Source organism: Mesorhizobium terrae, from assembly GCF_008727715.1.
Classification (GTDB): Bacteria; Pseudomonadota; Alphaproteobacteria; order Rhizobiales; family Rhizobiaceae; genus Mesorhizobium; species Mesorhizobium terrae.
The window spans coordinates 298,125-322,987 of the sequence record NZ_CP044218.1 but is presented as its reverse complement, the minus strand read 5'-3'; the positions used below and the strand labels follow the sequence as shown (position 1 = coordinate 322,987).

Sequence of the window (24,863 nt, the reverse complement as noted above, 5' to 3'; positions counted from 1 at the left end):
TCATGGCGAGGACCAGCGATAGGGCCAGCAACGCGGCATGGATGTTTCTTCGTGAAAACCGGCGGGACGTTAAGAAGTCGAGGGCCATTTTGAGGGCAGATCGCGGCCTGTGAATAAAAACAGGGGCCTCGCAGACGCCGTTTCCCGCGAAGCCTTGATGGCGCGTGCCAAAATTTTTTGACTCCGGCGCCGCCACCAGCTTCGTGTTCACATCGCGCGGTCGCCGGCGCGCCGGACGACTGCGGCGATCCGGTTCGCCACGGGACGGGCGCCGCCGGAAAAATACATGCAAACACATGTTTTCACGCGGGTTTCCGATTGGCGGGCGCCGCCACGAAGCTACCGCATCGCAGCAAAAGCAGCCTGCGAGGCCAATTATTTTAGCCTTAAAATGATATTTGCAAACGCATTTAAACTGCGCTAGCCTCCCCTTGGGAGAGCCGGTCTGGGCGCGATTGTCGAGCAACCGGTCGAGAAGATCAAGAATACGCAATCAGGAGGAACCGTCCATGACCGCAGCCGCCGCGCTCGCCAATTTCGCCGAGCTTTTGTTGAGTGGAAAGATCGAGGTCGTCGATCTCTCGGCCCCGCTCGGGCCCGACACGCCCTTGCTCAAGCTGCCGCCGGAATTCGCCGTCGACACGCCCAAGATCGAGATTCACACCATCTCCGAATACGACAAGAACGGCCCGTTCTGGGCCTGGAACTGGCTGAAGATCGGCGAGCATTCGGGCACCCATTTCGACGCCCCGCACCACTGGATCACCGGCAAGGAATATTCGGACGGCTATACCGACACCATCTCGGTGCAGAACTATGTCGCGCCAGTCAATGTCATTGATTGTGCAGCGGAATCCACCGCCAACAACGACTATCTGCTCACCGCCGACGCCATCAGGGCCTGGGAAGCCAAGCACGGCGCCATCGGCAAGGGTGAGTGGGTGGTGATGCGTTCCGACTGGGACAAGCGCAACGGTTCGGAGGCCGCCTTCCTGAATGCCGACGCCAATGGCCCGCATTCGCCGGGACCGACGGTCGACGCCATCGAATACATCATCGAGCGCGGCGCCATCGGCTGGGGCACGCAGTGCATCGGCACCGACGCCGGTGCCGCCGGCGGCATGAACCCGCCATACCCGGCGCACAATCTGATGCACAAGGCCAACCGCTACGGCCTCGCCAGCCTGTGCAATCTCGACAAGTTGCCCGCCAAGGGCGCGATCCTGATCGCCGCGCCGCTCAAGATCGTCAAGGGCACCGGCAGCCCCGTGCGTGCCATGGCCCTGGTGCCGAAGGGCTGATTGTAGAGGCCGATCATCGTGGCTTACGATCACGTCATCATCGGCAGCGGCATCAACGGCCTCGTGGCGGCGGCGATGCTGTCGAAACAGGGCGCGCGGGTGCTGCTTCTGGAGCGCGAGCAGCGCCTCGGCGGCTGCATGTTCAGCACCGAGGCGACGCTTCCGGGCTTCACGCATGACGTGATGGCGGCCACGTTCGTTCTGTTCCTGACCGGGCCGGCTCACGCTGCGCTCGGGCAGGACCTTGCCCGCCACGGCCTGGAATTCTGCCACACGCCGCATCCGACGGCGGCGCTGCGTCCCGACGGATCGAGCGTGGTGTTGACCACCGACCGCGCCGCCAATGTGAAGGCTTTCAATGCGCTTTCGTCCGGCGACGGCGACCGCCATGCCGTCGATGTCGGTTCGATCGAGGCCAGCGCCGAACTGCTGTTCGGCTTGCTCGGCGGACAACTGTGGAGCTTCGCCACGGCGAAGCTTCTGGCGCGCGAGGCGTGGCGGCGCGGGTTGCGTGGGCTGGTCGACTATTTCGGCGGGGCCCTGGCGCCGGCACGCGGCTGGCTGGAAACAAACTACAAGTCGCCGCGGATACAGGCCCTGCACGCGCCGTGGGCCCTGCATTGCGGGCTCTCTCCGGAAGACACCTATTCCGCCCAGATGGGCAAGGTCATCGCCTTTGCCCTGGAGGCGGCTGGCGCGCCTATCGTCAAGGGCGGTGCCGGCAAGGCGGTCGAGGCGTTCCGCGCGCTGATCGAGGAACAGGGTGGCGTGATCCGGACCGGTGCGGATGTCGAGCGCATCCTGGTTCGCGGCGGCAAGGCTGCCGGCGTTCGGCTGGCCGGCGGAGAGGAAATCGATGCCTCGAAATCCGTCATCGCTTCCGTCGCGCCGAGCCAGCTCTATGGGCGCCTGCTCGATACCGATGCTCCATCTCCGGCAAAGGATGCGACACGCGCCTACCGTCATGGCCGCGGCAATTTTCAACTGCACTATGCGCTGGATCGTGCGCCGCGCTGGCGGACCGAGGGTCTGGAAAAGGTCGCGCTCATCCATCTCACCGACGGCATCGACGCGGTTTCCAAATCGCACAACGAGGCGACCCGCAGCCTGCTACCGGCAACGCCGACCATGTGTGTCGGGCAACCGGCTTCGCTCGATCCGTCGCGCTGCCCGGAAGGCAAGGCGATCCTGTGGATCCAGGTTCCGGATGCGCCGCGCGCCATCAAGGGCGATGCGGCCGGGCAGATCGCCACGCAAGGCACATGGGACGAGGCGACGCGCGAGGCCTTCGCCGACCGCCTCGAGGCGATCCTGGCTAATCATATCGAAGGTTTCCGCGAAACCGTGCTGGCGCGACGCGCCTATTCGCCGGCCGATCTCGAAGCGATGAACATCAATTTGGTCGGCGGCGATCCCTATGGCGGCGCTTGCACGATCGACCAATTCTTCGTGTGGCGGCCGTTCGCCGGTTCGGTCAATCACCGCAGCGCGATCAAATCGCTGTATCATATCGGGGCCTCGACGCATCCGGGCCCTGGTCTCGGTGGTGGATCGGGTTTCCTCGTGACCAAGGAGTTCCGGTGAACGAACGCACGACCATCAGCGACGACGTCGACGGCCCGCGCCTCGGCGAAATCGGGTTGCAGCAATTCGCGCCCTACCTGATGAACCGCATCATGGGCCGCTACAACGCTTCGCTGCGCGAGGATCTGGCCAAGCTCGGCCTGACCACGCCGAAGATGCGCGCGCTGGCCGTATTGTCGGTGATCGACAATCTGGTGATCGGCAGGCTTGCGGTCTACGCGGTGGTCGAACAATCGACATTGAGCCGTGCGCTGGATGCGCTCGAGGCCGACGGGCTGGTCCGCCGCACCGTCGATCCCGAAGACAGCCGCGCCACGCGCATCTCCATCACCGAAGCCGGCCGTGCCGCCTTCGAGACGCTGTGGCCGACCATGCGCCACTCCTACAACCATATGTTCGCCGGCATCGACGCGGCCGAGCAGGCAGCCTTCGTGGCGACCCTGCAGAAGATGCTGGTGAATGTGCGCAAGCACGAATTCTAGGCGCGGCAAACCGGAAACGGCCGTTGCTGGCGCGTGGCTTCAACAAGGGGAACGACATGGGCAAACAATTACTGATCGCCGTTTTGCTGGCTTCTGCCGCTTGCGTAACGAATGCTGCCGCCGAGCCGATGCCGGGGGTTCGCGGCATCAACCACATCGGTCTCACCGTGCCGGACATAAAGGCGGCCGAGGCCTTCTTCGTCGACGTGATGGGATGCCAGAAGGCGATGAGCTTCGGCCCCTTCCGCGACGACAAGGGCGAATTCATGAAGGACCTGGTCGATGTCGACCCGCGCGCGGTGATCAACCAGATCACGCTGCTGCGCTGCGCGTCAGGTTCGAACATCGAGCTGTTCGACTACAGCGCACCCGACAAGAAGGAGGTGCGGCCACGCAATTCCGACGATGGCGGACACCACATCGCCTTCTACGTCGACGACATCGACGCTGCCGCGAAGTATCTGGCCGCCAAGGGCATTCGCACGCTGAAGGGGCCGCTGCCCGTCAATGACGGCCCCGCGGCAGGCCAGTCGATACTTTACTTCTTCGCGCCGTGGGGACTGCAACTCGAGGCCATCTCGTTTCCGAAGGGCATGGCCTACGAGAAGAATGGCGGCCCGGTGTTGTGGTCGAACACGGACCCGGCCAAGTAGAGGTTACCCCAATGGCAGAGCGCTCATTCGCCAAGGAAGTCCAGAAACTCAAACTGGGCGGCGGCGAGGAATTCACCGGCGAGGGGATTCTCGCCATCACCAAGGCGCTGCTGCAGTGCGGCGTCGGTTATGTCGGCGGCTATCAGGGCGCGCCGATCAGCCATCTGATGGATGTGCTGGCCGACGCGCAGGAAATCCTCGGCGAACTCGGCGTGCATTTCGAGGCGAGCGCCTCGGAAGCCACCGCGACCGCCATGCTGGCGGCCTCGGTGCATTATCCGATCCGCGGTGCCGCCACTTTCAAGTCGACGGTCGGCACCAATGTCGCGTCGGACGCGCTGGCCAATCTGGCCTCTGGCGGCGTTACCGGCGGCGCGCTGATCATCGTCGGCGAAGACTATGGCGAAGGCTCCTCCATCATGCAGGAGCGCAGCCACGCCTTCGCCATGAAGAGCCAGGTCTGGCTGCTCGATCCGCGCCCGAACCTGCCGTCCATCGTCGCGGCGGTGGAACATGGTTTCGAACTGTCGGAAGCCTCCAACACGCCGGTCATGCTGCAGGTGCGCATCCGCTGCTGCCACGTGCATGGTTCCTTCACGGCTAAGGACAATGTCCGGCCCGCCATGACGGTCGCCGACGCGCTGGACAATCCGCGCCGCGACACCCAGCGCATCGTGCTGCCGCCAGCCTCTTTCCTGCATGAGAAGGAAAAGATCTCCAAACGCCTGCCGGCGGCGATCGACTACGTCAAGCGCCACAGGTTGAACGAGACTTTTGGCGGTTCCGGCAAAGTCGGCATCGTCATGCAGGGCGGCATGTACAACGGTGTCATCCGCGCGCTGCAGCGGCTCGGCCTCGCCGACGTCTATGGCGAGACGGAAGTGCCGCTGCATGTGCTCAACGTCACCTATCCGCTGGTCGAGGACGACCTCACCGCCTTCTGCGCCGACAAGGACGCGGTGCTGATCGTCGAGGAGGGCCAGCCCGACTATATCGAGCAGGCGCTGGGCTCGATGCTCTACAAGGCCGGCGCCACGGTGAAGCTGGAAGGCAAGGGTGTTTTGCCGATGGCCGGCGAATATTCCGGCGACGTCATGTTGTCGGGCATCGGTGCCTTCATGCGCAAGCACGCCGGCGACATGCTGGCGCCGGAAATCCGCGCGCCCAACGTGCCGGCGCCGCCGATCTTCGACGATCTCGCCAAGACAGTGCCGATGCGCCCGCCGGGCTTCTGCATCGGCTGTCCCGAGCGGCCGATCTTCGCCGCCACCAAGCTTGCCGAGCAGGAGCTTGGCAAGCATCACATCGCCTCCGACATCGGCTGCCACCTGTTCTCGATCATGCCGCCTTTCGAATTGGGGGCAACGACGATGGGTTATGGTCTGGGGCCCGCTTCGGCGTCGGCCTTCAATTCGCCCGACGCCAAGCGCCGCTCCATCTCCTTCGTCGGCGACGGCGGCTTCTGGCACAATGGCCTGACGTCTTCGATCGGCAATGCCGTGTTCAACAAGAACGACGGCGTCATCGTGGTGGTGGACAATTATTATTCGGCGGCGACCGGCGGGCAGGACATCCTGTCGTCACGCGCCTCCAACCGCACGAAGTCGACCAAGCATCCGATCACCGATGCCATCAAGGGCATGGGCGTGAAATGGGTGCGTCACATCGAGCGCACCTACGATGTCGGCGCCATGCGCGAGGCGCTGAAGGAGGCACTGACGACGGAGGAGAAGGGACCGAAGGTCATCGTCGCCTCGTCCGAATGCATGCTCAATCGCCAGCGCCGCGAGGCGCCGCTGAAGAAAAAGGCGATCGCCGACGGCAAGCGCATGGTCAAGACCAAATTCGGCGTCGACGAAGACGTCTGCACCGGCGATCACGCCTGCATGCGCCTGTCCGGCTGTCCGTCGCTGACGGTCAAGCATCTCGACGATCCGCTGCGCGACGACCCGGTGGCGGCGATCGACGAGAATTGCGTCGGCTGCGGCAATTGCGGCGAGGTGGCGGACGCCGCTGTGCTCTGCCCGTCCTTCTATCAGGCTGACGTGGTTTCGAACCCGACCGGCTGGGACCGCTTCTGGTTCGGTCTGCGCCAGCGCGTCATCGCGGCGCTGCAAGGCTGGCGCGAGCGCAGGCGGCCCGTCTTCGGAGATGTCTCGGCATGAAATTCGGTTTGCCGGAAGGTCCGGATACCACCGGCCGTATCGTCAAGATCTGCATCCTCGCCGTGGGCGGGCAGGGCGGCGGTGTGCTCTCTGGCTGGGTGACTGACGTTGCCCAGCGTTCGGGCTGGCATGTGCAATCGACCTCGGTGGCCGGCGTCGCCCAGCGCACCGGCGCCACCATCTATTATGTCGAGATGCTGCCGCGCGATCCGGCGCGGCCCAACGACCGTCCGGTGCTGTCGCTCAGCCCGTCGCCGGGCGACGTCGATATTCTGATCGCCGCCGAGCTTGCCGAGGCGGGCCGGGCTGTGCTGCGCGGCTTCGTAACGCCTGACCGCACCGCCTTGATCGCCTCCAGCCACCGCATGCTGGCAGTGTCGGAAAAGATCGTGCCGGGCGATGGTCGTGCCGATTCCGACACGGTGTCGCGTCGCGCCGGCGAGGCCGCCAGGCGGCTGATCCATTTCGACATGGAAGAGATGGCCAAGAAAGCCGGCAGCGTTGTTTCGGCGAGCCTGTTCGGGGCGCTGGCAGGCTCGGGTGAACTGCCATTCTCCCGCGAGGCCTTCGAGGCGACGATCCGGGCCGGCGGCAAGGGCACCGAGGCAAGCCTGGCCGCCTTCGCGCTCGGCTACGACCGCGCCACCGGCGTCGAAGCGCCGGTTGCCGCGACTGGCGCGAAACCGAAGCAAGCCGAAGGCACCGCTCTGCCCAAGTCTCTGGAGCGGGGATGGCAGGCCTTGTCCGCGCGCGCCGCGGCGTTGCCGCAGCCCGTTCGTGAAATGGCGGAACCCGGCCTGCGCAAGGTGGTCGATTTCCTCGACCTTGCCTATGGCGATGAATATCTTGATCGGCTTGAAGGCATCGTAGCCGTCGACACCGAGGCCGACGGCTACGCGTTTGCGCGGGAAGCGGCGAAATACGTTGCCAACGCCATGGTCTATGACGACATCATTCGCGTCGCCGACCTGAAGACCCGGTCGGAGCGCTCGCGGCGCGTACGCGACGAGGTGCATCTGCGCAAAAACCAGACGCTTGCCACCACCGAATATTTCCACCCGCGCATGGAGGAAATCTGCGGCGCGTTGCCCGCCGGCCTCGGCGCCGCCATCGAGGCGCGGCCAAGGCTGATGAAGGCGCTGAACCGCTTCGTCGACCGTGGCCGGCGCATCCGCACCGACAGCGTCTTCGGTTTCGGCATGTTGTGGACGGTTGCCGGCATGCGCCGCTGGCGGCGCGGACTGTTGAGGCACAGGGTCGAGACCACGCATATGCAGGCATGGCTCAATGTCGCCGAGACCGAGCGCAGCGGCGACTACGCGCTGGGCGTCGAGGTGCTGAAATGCCGGCGGCTGGTGAAGGGCTATTCCGACACGCATGCGCGCGGCCAGTCCAAGTTCGACAAGGTGCTGGCCTGCCTGCCCATGTTGCGCGGGCGCACCGACGCCGCCGACTGGATCAGGCGGTTGCGCGAAGCGGCCTTGGCCGACGCCGACGGCGTGGCGCTCGACGGCGCCATCAGGACGGTGCGGTCCTTCGCCGACGATCCCGGCAAGCTGGCGGGCTGATCGCCATCGAGGCCGACCTGATTGACGGACCGGGCAGTTACTTTATGCTTTGATCATCGCGGATGGAGTCGAGGCCATCCGCTGGTCGTGCGGGATGCGCGGCCGCACGAGTGGATAAGGACGCCCGCATCATGCGGCAGGGGCGGTTCATCAATGGCTGAAACGGATATCCAGGGCTGGGTCGACAGCGAGACCAAGGCGGTCGAGGCGCCGGCCGATCATGGCGACGAGACGCGGCTATGGCTGCGGCTGTTGACGTGCACGACGCTGATCGAGGCCGAAATCCGACGCCAGCTGCGCGAGGAATTCGACTTCACCTTGCCGCGTTTCGACCTTCTGGCGCAACTCGAACGCGCCGAAGACGGCATGGTGCTGGGCGAGGTCTCGCGCCGCATGATGGTTTCGGCCGGCAATCTCACCGCGCTGGTCGAGCGACTGGTCGAAAGTGGCCATATCAGCCGCACCACCTCGCCGACCGACCGTCGCGTCCAGATCATCGCGTTGACCGAGTTCGGCAGGAAGGAATTCCGCAAGATGGCCGACCGCCACGGCGACTGGATCGGCGCGCTGTTCAAGGATTTGTCGGCGCGCGATCGGGACGTGCTGATGAAGGAACTCGGCAAGCTGAAAGGTTCGATCCGCGGCGCGCTGGCGGATGACGCCTGACTGGAAATCTTGGACACGCTGGCGGATGACGCCCGCGTCCCAGACATGAAAAACGGCCGCGCAGTTCACTGCGCGGCCGCCTTTGTCACTCCCGCATCACCTCGCGGGCGGCACCGGGCACTCGGCCGCGCTTCAGGCTGGGCAGCGCCAGCATCAAAAGCACGAACAGGCCGGTGGCGAGCTTGAGGTCGGGCGGCGGCATGCCGGCGGCAAGGCACAGCGAGACCAGCTGGTAATAGACGACGGCGCCGACGAAGGGCGCCGCGAGCTGCCGCAGCACTGTCTGCTTGCCGGTAATCGCCTCACCGATCATCAAAGCGGCCAGGCCGTTAATGAGGATGCCGAGGCCCATATTGACGTCGGCGAAGCCCTGGCTCTGCACCATCAGCGAGCCGCTGAGCGCCGAAAACGCGCTGGCCAGGCCGACGCCGCCGATGGTGGCGGTCCACACATTGATGCCTTGCGCTTCGGCCATGTCCGGATTGGCGCCAACGGCGCGGATGGCGGTGCCGCGTTCCGTCTTGAAGAACAGATAGAGCAGGACGAGCACGAGAAGACCCAGCGCCCCGGCGATGACGATCTTGGTGCTCGGGAAACCGGGCTGGCCGACGGGCGACCACTCGAACAGCGAAGGCATGCCGAACACCGAAAGGTTCGAGCGGCCCATGATGCGCAGATTGATCGAATAGAGCATCGTCATCATCAGGATGCCGGCGAGCAGCGTGTGGATGCGGAAGCGCAGGTGGATGAAGGCGGTGCAGCAGCCTGCGATGAAGCCGGCGATCAGCGCGGCGGCGATCGCCGTCAGCGGCGACTGGCCGGCGGCGAGCAGCACGCCGGCGACGCAGCCGCCGAGCGGGAAGGCGCCTTCGCTGGTCAGGTCGGGGAAGGAGAGCATCCTGAACGGGATCATGATGCCGAGCACGACGAAGGCCAGAATGAGGCTCTGCGCCAGCGTGACGGGAACGAGCGCGACGAAGCTCGAAAAGATATCCTGGATCATGGCCATATCGGTCAGCTCGCCAGCAGCATGCGGTCGCTCTTGACGGCGAAGTGGCCGATCAGGTCCGCGACGGTGGTTTGTTTTTTCTCATCGCCGCCGATTTCAAGGCGGACCTTGCCGGCGTCGAGCATGAGGATGCGATTTCCGTAGTCGACGGCGTGCTGCATGTTGTGTGTCACCATCAGCGTGGTGAGTTTCAGCGCTTCGACGGCACGGATGGTCGCCTTCATGACGATGTCGGCGGTGCGCGGGTCGAGTGCGGCGGTGTGTTCGTCAAGCAGCAGGAGCTCCGGCTCGCCGCCCACCGCCATGATCAGCGAAAGCGATTGCCGCTGGCCGCCGGAAAGCAGTTCGACGCGCGTGTCCAGCCGGTTCTCGAGGCCGAGGCCGAGCAGCGAGAGACGCTCCTTGTAGGCGGCCAGGCGCGTGGCGTTGAGGCCCTGGCGCAGCCGGCGCTTCTGGCTGCGCAGATCGGCCAGTAGCATGTTTTCGGCCACCGTCATCGAGGCGGCGGTGCCTTTCATCGGATCCTGGAAAACCCGGGCGAGCTTGGTCGCACGCTTGTGGACGGGCATTCCCGTCACGTCGGTCTCGTTGATCTGGACACGGCCGGAATCGAGCACTAGTGCGCCGGAAATGGCGTTGAGCATGCTCGACTTGCCGGCGCCGTTGGAGCCGATGACGACGCCGAAATCGCCCGTCTTGAGCGACAGGCTCAAGCCATCGAGTGCGATCTTCTCGTCAGCCTGTCCCTTGAAGAATATCTTGCGTGCCGATTTGATTTCCAGCATCCGCGCCCTCCTGGCGCAAGGCTTCGGCAGTCGTCCTGGATTGCCGGATGCGATGCGCAGATGAAATCTGTCAGGCGTTGTCGTCCGTCCCGATCGGCCGCCGCCCGGTTGTTATGAAGAAGCGGCGCCCGAGCGTTCAGTTCAGGCGCCGCCATGCAGTCCTTACCTTGCCGAACTCAGTCGGCGAAGCACTTGCAGCCGTCGAGCGCGGCCGGGATCTTGATGCCGAATTCGCCGGCGACCTTCTTCGAGATCAGCGGGCTGTGGTCCGAATAAGCCGGACGGAACGGCGGGATTTCCTTGGGGTCCTTGCCCTTCAGGATCTCCGCAGCGATCTTGCCGGCGGCCATGCCGACCTGCTCGTAGTTGACGGCGAAGCTCGCCGGAACGACACCCTTGCGCACGGCGCCGTCGTCGGAGTTGACGATCGGGATGCCGGCCTGGCGGGCGGCGGCCGAGACGGCGGCAATCGCCGGCTGCAAGAGGTTCGAAGCCGGCGTGTAGATTACGTCGGCCTTGCCCTTGAGCGAAGCGATGCGCTGCTGGATGTCGTTGACGTTGTCGACGCCGACGGGAACGACCTCGAAGCCGGCCTTGGGGGCTGCTTCCTTGATCTTCTCCAGCACGGCCACGTCATTGGCTTCGCCAGGATTATAGGGCACGCCGAAACGCTTGGCTTCCGGCAGAAGCTTCTTGGTGAATTCCATCACGGCCGCCACGTCCTGCAGGTCGGACGAGCCGGTGATGCCGGTGTCGCCGGCTTCCCACGACGGGACCAGCTTGGCCGCGACCGGATCGGTGACGGCGGTGAAGACGATGTTGATGCCGCTGCCGGCAAGCTGCTGCTTGGCGATCTGCGAGACCGGCGTGGTGACGGTGTAGATCAGCTTCGGCTTCTCGGCCTTCAGCTTTTCGATCATCTGCGGTACCAGCGTGGCGTCGAAATTGGTGTGGCTCTCGGTGAACACCACATCCTTGCCTTCAACGAAGCCGTTTTCGGCCAGCGCCTTCTTGAAGCCGGCGATCGAGGCGTTGAGCTGCGGATGCTCGCCGAAATTGGCGATGCCGATGCGGATAGGGTCGGCTGCCGCCGCGACGACGCTGGCGATGAGCGAACCCGCAAGTACTATTCCGGACAACCAGCCGGACTTCGACAAAATCATGTTTTCCTCCCAGATTTGGCAAGCCGCCGTCTCTCCCCGGCGCCCCAGACTGCATCATAACGGGTCGGCAAACCTTGTCAAAAGGTTTATATATAAACTATCCCCTGTGGATGTTTGATATATTATTTTGCCGATAGGTCCGCCAAATATATGATCCTTGCGTGGAGGAAAAGTGCGATGCGGGGTGAGGAGCCTTCGACCAAGACGGAAGCGGCCTATTCGCGGTTGAGGCGTGACATCCTCACCACGCGGCTGGAGCCCGGCTCGCCGCTGAAGCTCGGCGCGCTGAACCAGGCTTACGGCTTCGGCTGGACGCCGCTGCGCGAGGCCCTGTCCAGGCTGGAAGCGGAAAAGCTGGTCACCGCCGTCTCCAACCGCGGCTTCGCCGTCGCGCCCGTGTCGCGCGCCGAACTGGAGGACCTCATCCGGGCGCGGGAAGTGGTCGAGCTGCCGCTGCTGCAGGAATCGATCGAGAAGGGCGGGGCCGAATGGGAATCGGCCGTGGTCACCGCGCATTACCGGCTTTCGCGTTGCAAGTTCACGCCGGACGACCCGTCCGAGGCGGCGGTCGAGGAGTGGGACGAGCGTCACGCCGCCTTTCACGCCGCGCTCGTCAGTGCCGCCAGTTCCGCCTGGCTGCTGCGTTTCCAGGCGATGGTCTACGACCAGTTGCGCCGCCACCAGCATTTTCTCAGTCTTGCGCCGATGCTGCGCGCCGCGCGCGGCCGTGGCGGCAATTTCGAAATGGCGGTCGCTGCCTTGCACGATGCCATGGGCATCGACCATCACACCGCGCTGATGGATGCCGCCTTCGATCGCGACATCGAACGCGCCCGCGGGCTGATGACCGAGCACATCTCCTTCACCCTGCAGGCTTTCGTCACCTTCGAAGGTGTCGACGCCGGCAAGGCGGCGTAGCGTTTCCACCACGATTTTTGCAGTTCGCTCCCCGTTCTCTTCAGGTCCTGGGCCGAAGGCCTGCGCTTTCGTTTCGCCCTTTCCCTGTGGGGAAGCCTTCATCGGCGATGACTATCGCGGCATTCCAATAACTTTAAGCTTGAAATATCTTTCGATCCAGACCACACTCGTCTCATGGTTGACGCGCGGTCCGCTGGACCGTGAAGCAAGCGGAGATGGCCATGAAGATCGTATGCATCGGCGGCGGACCGGCCGGGCTCTATTTTGCCCTGCTGATGAAGAAGCAGAACCCCGAGCATCAAGTCACCGTGGTCGAGCGCAATCGGCCCTACGACACTTTTGGCTGGGGCGTGGTCTTCTCCGACGCCACCATGCAGTCGATGCGCAAATGGGACCCCGAGACAGCGGCCACCATCGAGGACGCCTTCAATCATTGGGACGACATCGAACTGGTGTTCAAGGGTCGCAAGATCCGCACCACCGGCCATGGCTTCGTCGGCATCGGCCGCAAGAAGATGCTCAACATCCTGCAGGACCGCTGCATCGAACTCGGCGTCGAGATGGTGTTCGAGCGCGAGGTGACGGGCGATCAGGAATTCCCCGACGCCGACCTCATCATCTCCTCGGATGGCGTCAATTCGCGCATCCGGGCGAAATATGCCGACGTCTTCAAGCCCGATATGGTGGTCCGGCCGAACCGCTTCATCTGGCTCGGCACCAACAAGGCCTTCGATGCCTTCACCTTCGATTTCCAACGCACCGAGCATGGCTGGTTCCAGGCGCATATCTACCGTTTCGACGACACCACCTCGACCTTCATCGTCGAGACCACCGACGAGGTGTTCCAGGCGCACGGCATCGACAAGATGGATCAGGACCAGTCGATCGCCTTCTGCGAGAAGCTGTTCGCCGAGACGCTCGACGGCCACAGCCTGATGACCAATGCCCGCCATATGCGCGGCTCGGCCTGGCTGAATTTCGGCCGGCTGATCTGCGGCAAGTGGAGCCATTTCAACGGCAACAGCCATGTCGTCTTGATGGGCGACAGCGCCCACACCGCGCATTTCGCCATCGGCTCGGGCACCAAGCTCGCCATCGACGACGCCATCGAACTGACCAACCAGTTCAACATTGCCGGCCACGACGCCAAGAACATCCCGGCCGTGCTCGAGGCCTATGAAGAGGTGCGCCGCGTCGACGTCGCCCGCATCCAGAACGCGGCGCGCAACGCCATGGAATGGTTCGAGGTGGTTGGCACGCGTTATGCCGACACGCTGGAGCCGGAACAGTTCATGTATTCGATGCTGACGCGCTCGCAGCGCATCAGCCACGAGAATTTGCGCCTGCGCGACAAGGACTGGCTGGAAGGCTATGAGCGCTGGTTCGCCGAGCGCGCCGGCGCGCCCGCCCAGCCCAATGGCAGGCCGGTGCCGCCGATGTTCACGCCGTTCAAGGTGCGTGGCATGACCTTGCACAACCGTGTCATCGTCTCGCCGATGGCGATGTATTCGGCCAAGGACGGCATGCCGAACGATTTCCATCTCGTTCATCTGGGTTCGCGCGCCATGGGCGGTGCGGCACTGGTGTTCCCGGAAATGACCTGCGTGTCTCCCGACGCGCGCATCACCCCCGGCTGCCTTGGCCTGTGGAACGAGGAGCAGAAGCAAGCCTGGAAGCGCGTGGTCGAATTCGTTCACGGCGATACGCCGGCCAAGATCGGCATCCAGCTTGGCCATGCCGGCCGCAAGGGCGCGACCAAGCTTGCCTGGGACGGCATCGACCAGCCGGTGACCGAGGGTGGCTGGCCGCTGATCTCGGCTTCCGCCATTCCCTATCTCAAGCATTCCGAGGTGCCGCGCGCGGCCACGCGCGAGGATATGGAGCGGATCAAGGGCGATTTCGTCCGGGCCGCGAAATGGGCCGACGAGATCGGTTTCGACATCCTCGAACTGCATTGCGCGCACGGCTATCTGCTGTCCGCCTTCCTGTCGCCGCTGACCAATCGCCGCCAGGACGAGTATGGCGGCGATCATGCGGCGCGGGCGAAATATCCGCTGGAAGTGTTCCACGCCATCCGCGCCGTCTGGCCGGAAGAGAAGCCGATCTCGGTACGCCTTTCCACCAACGACTGGTCCGACGGCGGCAACACGCCGGAGGATGCGGCGATCTTCGCCCGCATGTTCAAGGATGCCGGCGCCGACCTGATCGACTGCTCGTCGGGCCAGGTGGTCAAGGAGGAGGCGCCGGTTTACGGCCGCCTGTGGCAGACGCCGTTCTCCGACAAGATCCGCAACGAGGTGCAGGTTTCGACCGTCGCCGTCGGCGCGATCTCGGAGGCCGACCACGCCAACTCGATTATCGCCGCCGGTCGCGCCGACCTCTGCGCCATCGCGCGCCCGCATCTCGCCGACCCGGCCTTCGTCATGCACGAGGCCGCCAGGATCGGCTATGCCGGGCAGCTCTGGCCGAAGCAGTATTATTCGGGCCGCGCGCAATATGAGACCAATCTGGCGCGCGCGGCGGCCGAGGCGGCGGGCCGCAAATGAGCCAGCCGCGTCACGCCCTTGTCACTGGCGCCGGCAGCGGCATCGGCCGCGCCATCGCGCTGGCCCTGGCGGCCCGTGGCCATGTCGTGTCGCTGGCCGGCCGTCATGCCGCGCCGCTGGACGAGGTTTCCAGGGAGATCGCGGCGACGGGCGGCAAGTCCGTGGTGATCGATGGTTTCGACGTGACCGATGCGGCGGCGATTGCCGTCGGCAGCGCCAGGGCGATCGCCGCTTGCGGCGAGGTGGCGGTACTGGTCAATTGCGCCGGCGAGGCGCCGTCGGCGCCGTTCGAACGCACCGACGCGGCGCTGTGGAACCGCGTCATCGGCATCAACCTGACCGGCACGTTCCTGGTCACGCAGGCATTGCTGCCGTCGATCCGCAAGGCCGGCAAGGGCCGCATCGTCAACGTCGCCAGCACTGCGGGCCTGACGGGTTACGCTTACGTCTCCGCCTACTGCGCCTCCAAGCACGGCGTTGTCGGGCTGACCCGGGCGCTGGCGCTGGAACTGGCGCGCAGCGACATCACCGTCAACGCCGTCTGCCCCGGTTTCACCGACACGCCGCTGCTCGATGGCGCGGTCGAGACCATCGTCGGCAAGACGGGGCGCACCGCCGACGAGGCACGCGCCAATCTGGCACGCTCCAATCCGCAGGGAAGGCTGGTCGCGCCGCAGGAGGTCGCCGACGCCGTGCTGTGGCTGGTGTCGGAAGGCGCCAGCGCCATCACCGGCCAGGCGATCGCGGTTGCCGGCGGCGAAGTCATGACCGGCTGACGATAAATCACAAAAGGGGAGGAACGGATGACCGACAAGGCACTGGAAAAGGGCATTACCGAACACGGTACCGGGTTCGGCGGCACCGAATGGAACATTCTTGGCCAGCGCTATTTTCCAAAGGCGACCTGCGCTTCCAGCTTTGCCTTCGAGACCAACAGCGATCCCGGCCAGTTCGTGCCGGTTCACATTCACCCGATGCAGGAGGAATTCATCCTCGTGCAGGAGGGGCAGCTGGAATTGAAGCTCGACGGCAAGTGGTTCACGGCAAAGGCCGGCGATCTGGTGCGCATGCCGCGTGGCATCCCGCACGGTTATTTCAACAAGTCGGACAAGCCGGCGCGCGCGCTGTTCTGGGTCTCGCCGGCCGGCAGGCTCGAGGATCTGTTCAAGAAGCTGCACAAGCTGACCGATGTCGAGGAAGTGGTGAGGCTTTCGGCCGAGCACGACGTGGATTTCCTGCCGCCGTCGGCCAGCGACTGACGGCGAGACAAAAATCGGGCGACGCCTCTGCGGCTCGCCGAACCAAGCCAAGGATGGATGAGTGATGACCAACGCGATGCTGGACAAGAAGCGCCCGTTCAAGGGCCACAAGGCCAAGCATTTCCTCTTCGAGACCGACGAGGACGGTCGTGTGGCGACGATCACGCTCAACCGGCCGGAGCGCAAGAACCCGCTGACCTTCGAAAGCTACGAGGAACTGGGCGACCTGTTCCGTTCCTTGCACAAGGCAAGCGATGTGCGCACGGTGGTGTTGACCGGTGCCGGCGACAATTTCTCCTCGGGTGGCGACGTGTTCGAGATCATCGAGCCGCTGACTAGGATGGCGATGCCGGAACTCTTGTCCTTCACCCGCATGACCGGCGATCTGGTGCGCCAGATCCGCGCCTGCCCGCAGCCTGTCATCGCCGCCGTCGACGGCATCTGCGCCGGCGCCGGCGCCATCCTGGCGATGAGCGCCGATTACCGTGTCGCCACGCCCGAGGCCAAGACCGCCTTCCTGTTCACCCGCGTTGGCCTCGCCGGCGCCGACATGGGCGCCTGCGGCATTCTCCCGCGCATCATCGGCCAGGGCCGCGCGGCGGAGCTTCTGTTCACCGGCCGCTCGCTGTCGGCGGCCGAAGGCCACGCCTGGGGTTTCTACAATGCCCTGCATGAGCGCCCTGTGATGTTGGCCGAGGCGCAGCGCTTCGCCCGCAATCTCGCCGACGGCCCCTGGTTCGCGCATGCCATGACCAAGAAGATGCTCGACCAGGAATGGTCGATGGGCATCGAGGAACTGATCGAATCGGAAGCGCAGGCGCAGGCCATCTGCATGGCCACCGGCGATTTCCGCCGCGCTTTCGAGGCTTTCGCCGCCAAGTCGAAGCCGGTCTTCGAAGGAAACTGACGATGGACAGCCAACAGCGTTCCAGCGGCCCGACGCGCGACCATCTCGACTGGCCGTTCTTCGCCGACAGTCACAGGGCCTTGGCCGCCGATCTCGATCGTTTTGTCGCCGGCGGCGGCCTTGGCCATGTCGACCATCACGATGCCGATACCGCCTGCAAGGGCCTGGTGCGCAAGCTGGGCGCCGGCGGCTTCCTGCGCCACTGCGTGCCGGCCGAATTTGGCGGCGCCGCGACGGAGATCGACAGCCGCTCGCTCTGCCTGATCCGCGAAACGCTCGCCTATGCCGACGGGCTGGCGGATTTCGCCTTCGCCATGCAGGGGCTGGGCACCGGCGCCATCAGCCTGTCGGGCTCGCCTCAGATCAAGCAGGCGATCCTGCCGAAAATCGCCAAGGGTGAGCTGATCTCGGCCTTTGCATTGACCGAGCCGGAGGCCGGTTCCGACGTTGCGGCGATGAGCACGTCAGCCGAACGGCGGGGCGAGGAATTCGTGCTCAATGGCGAGAAGGTGTTCATCTCCAACGGCGGCATCGCCGATGTCTACACTGTCTTTGCCCGCACCGGCGAGGCGCCGGGCACGCGCGGCATTTCGGCCTTCGTGGTTTTCGCCGACACGCCGGGTTTCCACATCGCCGAGCGCATCGAAACCATCGCGCCGCATCCGCTTGCCCGCATCCGCTTCGACAATTGCCGCGTGCCGGCGGCGAACCTGCTCGGCCAGCCGGGCGAGGGATTCAAGATCGCCATGCGCACGCTTGACATCTTCCGCCCGTCCGTCGCCGCCGCCGCTCTGGGTTTCGCCCGCCGCGCGCTGGATGAAGCCGTGGCGCATGCCAAATCACGAAAAATGTTCGGGGCGACGCTGGCCGACCTGCCGACCGCGCAAAGCACGCTGGGCGAGATGGCGACGGCCATCGACGCTGCATCGCTGCTCACCGTGCGCACCGCCTGGCGGCGCGACGTGCAGAAATTGCCGATTACGCGCGAGGCCGCAATGGCCAAGATGACCGCCACTGAGAACGCGCAATGGGTGATCGACCAGGCGCTGCAGATGTTCGGCGGTCGCGGCGTGCGCGTCGGCGAGATCACCGAGAGCCTTTACCGCGAAATCCGCGCGCTGCGCATCTATGAGGGCGCCACCGAAGTTCAGAAGCTGATCATCGGCCGTGAGTTGATGAAAAGTGCCGGGAAATGACTGGAGTAGACATGAACGTGACCGTTAAGCCCGAACACAAGGCCGCCACGACGCCGCACCGGGTGCTGCAGCCGGAAGGCTGGGCCAAGCCCATCGGCTATGCCAACGGTATGGAAGCACGCGGCCGCACCATTTTCGTCGGCGGCCAGATCGGCTGGAACAGTCAATGCAAATTCGAGGCGCATGATCTGCCCGGCCAGATCAGGCAGACGCTGGAAAACATCGTCGCCATCCTGCGCGAGGGCGGCGCCGGCCCCGAACACGTCACCACCATGACCTGGTATGTGCTCGACCGCAAAGCCTATTCGGCTTCGCTGAAGGAGATCGGCGCGGCCTGGAAGGCGACCATGGGCCGCAATTTCCCTGCCATGGCAGTCGTCCAGGTCTCCGGGCTGGTCGAGGACGAGGCGCTGGTGGAAATCCAGGCGACGGCGGTGGTGCCAGACTAAACAGGTTCGACGTTTTTTGCTCGGCCGTGGGCGCTGCCCCTCACCCTTACCCTCTCCCCGTGAAGAACGGGGAGAGGCGGCGGCGGCGTTGCGGCCAATCTCTCTTCTCCCCGTTCTTCACGGGGAGAAGATGCCGGCAGGCAGATGAGGGGCGGCGTCATCTTGGCAATGCTTAAGCCAACAGCTCAAGCGTTCTACAGCCGGGTGCGAACGTTCCAAAGTTCCGGGAACAGCACCACCTCCAGCATCTTGCGCAGATAGGAGACGCCGCCTGTGCCGCCGGTGCCGCGCTTCAGGCCGATGATGCGCTCGACCGTGGTGACGTGGTTGAAACGCCAGCGCCGGAAATAATCCTCGAAATCGACCAGCTTCTCGGCGAGCTCGTAGAGATCCCAATATTTCTGCGGTGCCGCATAGACCGCCTTCCAGGCTTCCAGCACCTGCGGATTCTCTTCGCGGGTCTCGCGCCAGTCGGTGCGGCTCGCATCGGGGCCGATATCGAAGCCGTTGCGTGACAAAAGCTGCAGCGCCTCGTCATAGAGGCTGGGTTCGGCCAAGATGCCCTCAAGCTTGGCGATCAGCTCCGGGTCATGGGCGTGCGGGCCGAGCATCGCCGTATTGCGGTTGCCGACCAGGAATTCGACGGCCCGGTATTGATAGGACTGGAAACCCGACGACTGGCCGAGCGAATTGCGGAACTCGGTGTATTCGCTGGGTGTCATCGTGCGCAGCACGTCCCAGGAATTGTTGAGCTGTTCGAAGATGCGCGCCACCCGGGTCAGCATCTTGAAGGCAGGCTGTGGCCGGTCGGCCCGGATCGCGCGCATGGCCGAGCGGATCTCATGGATCGCCAGCTTCATCCACAGTTCGGACGTCTGGTGCTGGATGATGAACAACAGCTCGTCATGCGCGGTCGATAGCGGCTCCTGCGCATCCAGCACGCGTTCGAGATGCAGATAGTCGCCATAGGACATACGCTCCTTGAACGACATCTCAGCGCCTTCCTTGGAAGGGTCGTAAGGCTTGCTCATGTCACCAGGGCCTTCTTGCGGTATTGCGGTTCGTCCCAGCGCCGGTTGGTCATGACGTCCTCCAGCACACCGACCGCACCGAGCACTTCCTGCTCGCCTATATAGAGCGGCGTGAAGCCGAAGCGGATCGCGTCGGGCGCACGGAAATCGCCGATGACGCCGCGTGCGATCAGCGCCTGCATGATGGCGTAGCCTTCCGGGTGCCGGAACGAAACCTGGCTACCGCGTTCGGCGCCATTGCGCGGCGAGGCAAGCGTCAATTCCGGGCAGCGTGTCTCGACCTCGCGGATGAAGAGGTCGGCGAGCGCGATCGACTGCTTGCGGACATCCGCCATCGAAACACCTTCCCAGGCGTCCATCGCGGCATCAAGTGCTGCCATGGCGATCACCGCCGGCGTGCCAACGCGCATGCGGTCGATGCCGGCACCTGAGCGGTAGTCGAGGTCGAAGGCGAAGGGGCTTTCATGGCCGAGCCAGCCGGAAAGGGCAGGGCGCACCTTGTCGGTGTGTTTTGGCGCGACATAGATGAAGGCCGGCGCGCCCGGGCCGCCATTCAGATATTTGTAGGTGCAGCCAACGGCGAAGTCCGCCTTGGTGCCTTCAAGGTCGACGGCGAGCGCGCCGGCCGAATGCGCGAGGTCCCAGACGGTGATGACGCCGGCGGCATGGGCCTTGGCCGTCAGCTTCTTCATGTCGTGCAGGCGGCCGGTGCGGTAATCCACTTCGGTGATCATCAAGACGGCGACGCTTTCATCGATCGACGCCTCGACCGCTTCGGGTTCCACCACCTTCAGCTCGTAACCCTTGTCCAGCGAGCCCAGCAGGCCTTGCGCCATGTAGAGATCGGACGGGAAATTGCCGCTGTCGGACAGCACCACCCGTCGCGACGGGTTGAGATCGAGTGCAGAGGCCAGCGCCTGATAGACCTTGATCGACAGCGTGTCGCCGACGACGACGGTGCCTTGAGGCGCGCCGATCAGCCTGCCGATGCGGTCGCCCAGTTTGCGAGGCTGCATCATCCAGCCCGAAGCGTTCCAGCCGCGGATCAGCTGTTCGCCCCATTGGGCGGTCATCATGTCCTGCACGCGCTGGACGGCACTTTTCGGCAGCGGCCCCAGCGAGTTGCCGTCGAGATAGAAGACGCCTTCCGGCATGTGGAATAGGGCGCGTGTTCTGGCGAAATCGGTCATGGTCAATGGGCGTCTTTCAGGCGGAAGCGCTGGATCTTTCCAGTCTGGGTTTTCGGCAATGCGTCGATGAACTTCATCGAACGCGGATATTTGTAGGGCGCGATCGTCGCCTTGACGTGATCCTGCAGCCGTTTGCGGGTCAATTCGTCCGGCGCCACTCCCGCCATCAGCACGACATGCGCCTGCACGATCTGCCCGCGCTCCTCATCGGGTACGCCGATCACCGCGCATTCCTTGACGTCGGGGTGCGAAAGCAACGCCGCTTCCACTTCCGGGCCCGCGATGTTGTAGCCGGCGGAAATGATCATGTCGTCGGAGCGCGCGGCGAAATGGAAATAGCCATCCTCGTCCTGGATGAAGGAATCGCCGGTCAGGTTCCAGCCGTCGCGCACATATTTGCGCTGGCGTTCGTCGGCAAGATAGCGGCAGCCGGTCGGGCCGCGTACGGCCAGCCGGCCGACCTCGCCGCGCGGCACTTCGTTCATGTCGTCGTCGACGATCTTTGCCTGGTAACCGCTCACCGGCTTGCCGGTACAGGCCGGCTTGGAATCGCCGAAGCGGTTCGAGATGAAGATGTGCAGCATCTCGGTGGCGCCGATGCCGTCCAGCATCGGCTTGCCGGTCTTTTCCATCCATTCTTCGTAGACCGGCGCCGGCAGCGTTTCGCCGGCCGAGACCGCGGCGCGCAGCGAGGACAGGTCCGCGCCCTTGTCCATCGCCACCAGCATGGCGCGATAGGCGGTCGGCGCCGTGAAGCAGACGGTGGCGCGATAGGTCTGGATGATCTCGATCATGTTGGGCGGCGAGGCGTTTTCAAGCAGCGTCGCCGCCGCGCCAAAGCGCAGCGGGAAAATGGCCAGCCCACCCAGGCCGAAGGTGAAGGCGAGCGGCGGCGACCCGACAAAGATGTCGTCCGGCGTCACGCCCAGCACCTCCTGGGCATAGCCGTCGGCGATGATCAGCAGATCACGATGGAAATGCATCGTCGCTTTCGGCTCGCCCGTCGTTCCCGAGGTGAAGCCGAGCAGGGCGACATCGTCGCGCCCGGTGTTGACCGCCTCGAAACGCACGTCCTTGTCCAGCGCGACACGGTCGAGTTCGGCGTCGTGGTTGGCGGTCCCGTCGAAGCCGATGACCTGTTTGAGGAAATGGCTCTGCTTGGCGCAGGCCACCATTTCTTCCATCAGCCGCGTGTCGCACAGCGCCAGGCTGATCTCGGCCTTGTCGACGATCTGGGCGAGTTCGCCGGCGCGCAGCATCGGCATGGTGTTGACCACCACAGCGCCGGCCTTGGTCGCCGCCAGCCAGCAGGCCACCATGGCCGGGTTGTTCGCCGAACGGATCAAGACGCGGTTGCCCGGCTTGACGCCGTAATTCTCGACCAGCGCATGCGCCAGCCGGCTGGTCCAGTCGGCCAGTTCCTTATAGGTGCGGCGGCGTCCGTTGCCGATCAGCGCGGTGTGGTCGCCGAAACCCTTCTCCACCAGCCGGTCGGTCAGCTCGACGCCGGCATTGAGGCGGTCGGGATAATCGAAACGGTCGAGGAGAAAGTCGGGCCAAAGATCCGGAGGCGGGAGGTTGTCGCGCGCGAACGTGTCGATATGCGCCGTCGGCCCAAGCATCTCGTTCGATCTCCCAGCTTCCATATGATGTGCGCCGGCCGTCTTCATGCGGGTTTTGGTCATATCCGGCGTGGCGGTGCCGGTTCTTGGCCCGAACGGCCTTCGCCGCACGATCCGGATCGATCCCGCCGGGACGAACGCTCGCATAGGGCATGGGTTATTTCAAGCATAAAGTTTATCGTTGAAGCCTGCCTCCATGTGGCTATTGTACGGCACGACGGGATCGGCCAAACAGCCGGTGGTGGGCAGGAGACGCTTCGGATGATCGTTCGCAAAGTGCAGGATTGGGATGGCGCCTATTCCAACGGTGTCAACATCGCCGGCGGCGATCGGTGGCCGGAGGCCTGGGTGGCGCCGGCGGCCGCCTATCGCAAGGAACTCTCGGCCGCTGGCCGCGCGCAACTCGACATCGCGTATGACGGAGGCGAACGCAACCGCCTCGACCTGTTCCTGCCCGCCGGGGCTCCCAAGGGCCTGGTCGTCTTCGTGCATGGCGGCTACTGGATGGCGCTCGACAAGAGTTTCTGGTCGTATCTGGCGCGCGGCGCCGTTGAAAGCGGCTATGCGGTGACAATGCCGTCCTATACGCTGGCGCCGCAAGCGCGCATAACCGACATCACCGCTGAGATCGGCAAGGCCATTGAAAAGGCGGCGGAACTGGTGAGCGGCGACATCCGCCTCACCGGCCATTCCGCCGGCGGCCATCTGGTCACGCGCATGATTTCCACGACATCGCCGCTATCGGACGGCGTCCGTCGCCGCATCGTCAACACCGTCTCCTTGTCCGGCGTGCATGACCTGCGGCCGATCATGAAGACGGGGATGAACGACACGCTGAAGATCGATCAGGCCGAGGCCCTCGCCGAGAGCCCGGCTCTGCTGCCGCCGATGGATGGTGCGCGCCTGGTTTGCTGGGTGGGCGGCGGCGAGCGCTCCGAATTCATCCGCCAATCGGAATTGCTCGCCAACATCTGGACCGGCCTCGGCGCCGCGACCGGCTTCTACGCCGAGCCGGACCGCCACCATTTCAATGTCATCGACGGGCTGGCGGATGCCGCGCACCCGCTGACCCGAACCCTGCTGGAAGGCTAGCGCCTGTCTCAGGCCTGCCGCGTCTCGAAGCGACAGGCGGGCGCGCCGCAGGCCGCGCATTCGGTTTCGCGCGCGACAACATCGTCGCGGCCAAGCACCATGCGGCCGACCGCTGTCGCCATGCCGGCGATGGCGTGGCAGACGGGCTGCGATGAAGGACCGTAACCGGCGGCGAAGGGACTGTTGCGCACAGTCAGTTCGATGCCGGCCGCATCGCGGCTGAACGACCAGACACCCCAGCCGAGATCGGGGGCGGTGCCGGCCACTGTCGAGAGCAGCGCGTCGGCGTCGCCGCCGCCATGCGCCTTGTAGGCGCGGGCGCTGTCGCCGCCCATCTCGATGACCGAGGCGGCAAGCGCCTCGAAGGCGTTCCGTCGCCCCGTATCGTCGAGGCGGCGGAACAGGCCCATCAGGGCTTCCGGCCGCATCAGCATGTAGCGGCGGCTCTCGTCGAGCACCTGGCCGTTGGCGCTGTCGAAATCCAGGCGCTGGCGAAAGGGCGCCTTCACGATGCCGCCTCGGCGAAGCCGCGAACCGCTCCGTCGAACGCGTCGCGCACGACGTCGACATCGCTGGCCAGGACGACGAGGCTGTAGCCTTCCGCCCGCCGCTGCCGCGCCTTGTCGAGGCTGCCGGTGAAGATACCGCAGGGCACGCCGGCCCTGCTGCAGGCATCCTTCACCAGCCGGCAGGCGTCCTCGATGGCGCTGGCGTCCTTGCCGCGCGCCGCATAGGAGATGCCGAGATCGCCGGTGCCGATCAGCACAAAGTCCAGTCCGGGAACCGTCATGATCTCTTCGACATTCTCGACGCCCTTGGCGGTCTCGATCATGATGCCGACCGCGACCCGGTCCGCCCGTTCGAGATAGGTGCCAAAGCCGATTGCCAACGGCCTGACGCCACCACCGGAACGATGGCCGTGCGGCGGAAAGCGGGAGGCCGCGACCGCCTGTTCGGCCTGTTCGCGCGTCTCGATCAGTGGCACCAGAACGCCGTCGCATCCGGCGTCCAGCGCCGAACCGATCGCCGTCGTTGAACAGTCGGCGACCCGCGCGATCGTCGGCACGTCGCCGCCGGTGATGCCCACCGCCGTTTCCAGGGAGCGGCGATCCCACAGCCCATGCTGCAGATCGATGACGAGGGCGTCGGTGCCGGTTCGCGCGGCCATCTCGACGATGGAGGCGTGACCGAGCGTCAGCCAGACCACGCCGAGCTTTTCGTTGGCTGCAAGCCGTGCCTTCAGCCGTCCGGACAGGACAATGGACATCCGTTGATCT

Annotated in this window: 23 protein-coding genes; 15 read left to right on the top strand and 8 right to left on the bottom strand. The window is 64.8% G+C overall.

Going from position 1 to position 24,863, the window contains the following annotated elements; all coding sequences use genetic code 11:
- Positions 1 to 509 precede the first annotated feature (509 nt).
- The 7 genes from FZF13_RS02960 to FZF13_RS02930 all read left to right on the top strand — a co-directional run bounded on the left by FZF13_RS02960 (position 510) and on the right by FZF13_RS02930 (position 8,419).
- A complete protein-coding gene (locus tag FZF13_RS02960) occupies positions 510 to 1,301 on the top strand; it encodes a cyclase family protein (RefSeq protein ID WP_024926101.1) in 792 nt (263 codons plus the stop codon).
- Between the two features lie 15 nt (positions 1,302 to 1,316).
- Positions 1,317 to 2,885 (top strand): phytoene desaturase family protein, encoded by a 1,569-nt coding sequence (locus FZF13_RS02955; protein ID WP_024926100.1) that lies wholly within the window; start codon positions 1,317 to 1,319, stop codon positions 2,883 to 2,885.
- Entirely contained in the window at positions 2,882 to 3,367 is a 486-nt protein-coding gene (locus FZF13_RS02950; protein WP_024926099.1) for a MarR family winged helix-turn-helix transcriptional regulator, read from the top strand. The genes FZF13_RS02955 and FZF13_RS02950 overlap by 4 nt, the downstream gene beginning before the upstream one ends.
- A gap of 56 nt (positions 3,368 to 3,423) precedes the next feature.
- A complete protein-coding gene (locus FZF13_RS02945; protein ID WP_024926098.1) occupies positions 3,424 to 4,020 on the top strand; it encodes a VOC family protein in 597 nt (198 codons plus the stop codon).
- Positions 4,021 to 4,031: 11 nt separating this feature from the next.
- A complete protein-coding gene (locus tag FZF13_RS02940) occupies positions 4,032 to 6,185 on the top strand; it encodes a thiamine pyrophosphate-dependent enzyme (RefSeq protein WP_024926097.1) in 2,154 nt (717 codons plus the stop codon).
- Positions 6,182 to 7,753 (top strand): indolepyruvate oxidoreductase subunit beta family protein, encoded by a 1,572-nt coding sequence (locus tag FZF13_RS02935; protein ID WP_024926096.1) that lies wholly within the window; start codon positions 6,182 to 6,184, stop codon positions 7,751 to 7,753. Before FZF13_RS02940 ends, FZF13_RS02935 begins: the two co-directional genes overlap by 4 nt.
- 153 nt (positions 7,754 to 7,906) lie before the next feature.
- The gene (locus FZF13_RS02930; protein WP_024926095.1) at positions 7,907 to 8,419 is read left to right on the top strand and encodes a MarR family winged helix-turn-helix transcriptional regulator; all 513 of its coding nucleotides are present in this window, start codon (positions 7,907 to 7,909) and stop codon (positions 8,417 to 8,419) included.
- Positions 8,420 to 8,504: 85 nt separating this feature from the next.
- Here FZF13_RS02930 and FZF13_RS02925 read toward each other — a convergent pair whose 3' ends face one another.
- The 3 genes from FZF13_RS02925 to FZF13_RS02915 form a co-directional block, all read right to left on the bottom strand.
- A complete protein-coding gene (locus FZF13_RS02925; protein ID WP_024926094.1) occupies positions 8,505 to 9,428 on the bottom strand; it encodes an ABC transporter permease in 924 nt (307 codons plus the stop codon).
- 5 nt (positions 9,429 to 9,433) lie between these two features.
- The gene (locus tag FZF13_RS02920; RefSeq protein WP_024926093.1) at positions 9,434 to 10,213 is read right to left on the bottom strand and encodes an ABC transporter ATP-binding protein; all 780 of its coding nucleotides are present in this window, start codon (positions 10,211 to 10,213) and stop codon (positions 9,434 to 9,436) included.
- Between the two features lie 176 nt (positions 10,214 to 10,389).
- The gene (locus FZF13_RS02915) at positions 10,390 to 11,376 is read right to left on the bottom strand and encodes an ABC transporter substrate-binding protein (RefSeq protein ID WP_024926092.1); all 987 of its coding nucleotides are present in this window, start codon (positions 11,374 to 11,376) and stop codon (positions 10,390 to 10,392) included.
- A 177-nt stretch (positions 11,377 to 11,553) separates the two neighbouring features.
- Here FZF13_RS02915 and FZF13_RS02910 point away from each other — a divergent pair, with 177 nt between their 5' ends.
- The 7 genes from FZF13_RS02910 to FZF13_RS02880 all read left to right on the top strand — a co-directional run bounded on the left by FZF13_RS02910 (position 11,554) and on the right by FZF13_RS02880 (position 18,651).
- Positions 11,554 to 12,294 carry a GntR family transcriptional regulator gene (locus tag FZF13_RS02910; RefSeq protein WP_024926091.1) on the top strand — a complete coding sequence of 247 codons (741 nt, stop codon included), beginning with the start codon at positions 11,554 to 11,556 and terminating at the stop codon, positions 12,292 to 12,294.
- 221 nt (positions 12,295 to 12,515) lie between these two features.
- Positions 12,516 to 14,840, top strand: coding sequence for a bifunctional salicylyl-CoA 5-hydroxylase/oxidoreductase (locus FZF13_RS02905; protein WP_024926090.1), 2,325 nt, complete (start codon positions 12,516 to 12,518; stop codon positions 14,838 to 14,840).
- Positions 14,837 to 15,616: an SDR family NAD(P)-dependent oxidoreductase gene (locus FZF13_RS02900; protein WP_024926089.1), complete on the top strand. Its 780-nt coding sequence runs from the start codon at positions 14,837 to 14,839 to the stop codon at positions 15,614 to 15,616. The genes FZF13_RS02905 and FZF13_RS02900 overlap by 4 nt, the downstream gene beginning before the upstream one ends.
- A 27-nt stretch (positions 15,617 to 15,643) precedes the next feature.
- A complete protein-coding gene (locus tag FZF13_RS02895) occupies positions 15,644 to 16,099 on the top strand; it encodes a cupin domain-containing protein (RefSeq protein WP_024926088.1) in 456 nt (151 codons plus the stop codon).
- Between the two features lie 64 nt (positions 16,100 to 16,163).
- Complete coding sequence (locus tag FZF13_RS02890) at positions 16,164 to 17,006, top strand: enoyl-CoA hydratase family protein (RefSeq protein WP_024926087.1); 843 nt, start codon at positions 16,164 to 16,166, stop codon at positions 17,004 to 17,006.
- A 2-nt stretch (positions 17,007 to 17,008) separates the two neighbouring features.
- On the top strand, positions 17,009 to 18,202 hold the full coding sequence (locus FZF13_RS02885; RefSeq protein WP_024926086.1) for an acyl-CoA dehydrogenase family protein: 1,194 nt from the start codon (positions 17,009 to 17,011) through the stop codon (positions 18,200 to 18,202).
- A gap of 11 nt (positions 18,203 to 18,213) precedes the next feature.
- Positions 18,214 to 18,651, top strand: coding sequence for a RidA family protein (locus FZF13_RS02880; protein ID WP_024926085.1), 438 nt, complete (start codon positions 18,214 to 18,216; stop codon positions 18,649 to 18,651).
- 194 nt (positions 18,652 to 18,845) lie between these two features.
- On the opposite strand, the gene kynA is transcribed toward FZF13_RS02880, so the two are convergent.
- From kynA to FZF13_RS02865, 3 genes are read right to left on the bottom strand one after another with little or no spacing between them, the layout of a single operon-like run.
- Positions 18,846 to 19,682: a tryptophan 2,3-dioxygenase gene (gene kynA, locus FZF13_RS02875; protein WP_024926084.1), complete on the bottom strand. Its 837-nt coding sequence runs from the start codon at positions 19,680 to 19,682 to the stop codon at positions 18,846 to 18,848.
- Positions 19,679 to 20,872, bottom strand: a complete 1,194-nt coding sequence (kynU, locus tag FZF13_RS02870; RefSeq protein WP_024926083.1) for a kynureninase — start codon at positions 20,870 to 20,872, stop codon at positions 19,679 to 19,681. The genes kynA and kynU overlap by 4 nt, the downstream gene beginning before the upstream one ends.
- A 2-nt stretch (positions 20,873 to 20,874) precedes the next feature.
- On the bottom strand, positions 20,875 to 22,494 hold the full coding sequence (locus FZF13_RS02865) for an AMP-binding protein (RefSeq protein ID WP_024926082.1): 1,620 nt from the start codon (positions 22,492 to 22,494) through the stop codon (positions 20,875 to 20,877).
- Positions 22,495 to 22,755: 261 nt separating this feature from the next.
- Here FZF13_RS02865 and FZF13_RS02860 point away from each other — a divergent pair, with 261 nt between their 5' ends.
- Positions 22,756 to 23,586: an alpha/beta hydrolase gene (locus FZF13_RS02860; RefSeq protein WP_024926081.1), complete on the top strand. Its 831-nt coding sequence runs from the start codon at positions 22,756 to 22,758 to the stop codon at positions 23,584 to 23,586.
- A gap of 8 nt (positions 23,587 to 23,594) precedes the next feature.
- On the opposite strand, the gene FZF13_RS02855 is transcribed toward FZF13_RS02860, so the two are convergent.
- Positions 23,595 to 24,095 (bottom strand): V4R domain-containing protein, encoded by a 501-nt coding sequence (locus FZF13_RS02855; protein WP_024926080.1) that lies wholly within the window; start codon positions 24,093 to 24,095, stop codon positions 23,595 to 23,597.
- The gene (locus FZF13_RS02850) at positions 24,092 to 24,853 is read right to left on the bottom strand and encodes an HpcH/HpaI aldolase family protein (RefSeq protein ID WP_024927290.1); all 762 of its coding nucleotides are present in this window, start codon (positions 24,851 to 24,853) and stop codon (positions 24,092 to 24,094) included. The genes FZF13_RS02855 and FZF13_RS02850 overlap by 4 nt, the downstream gene beginning before the upstream one ends.
- Positions 24,854 to 24,863 lie beyond the last annotated feature (10 nt).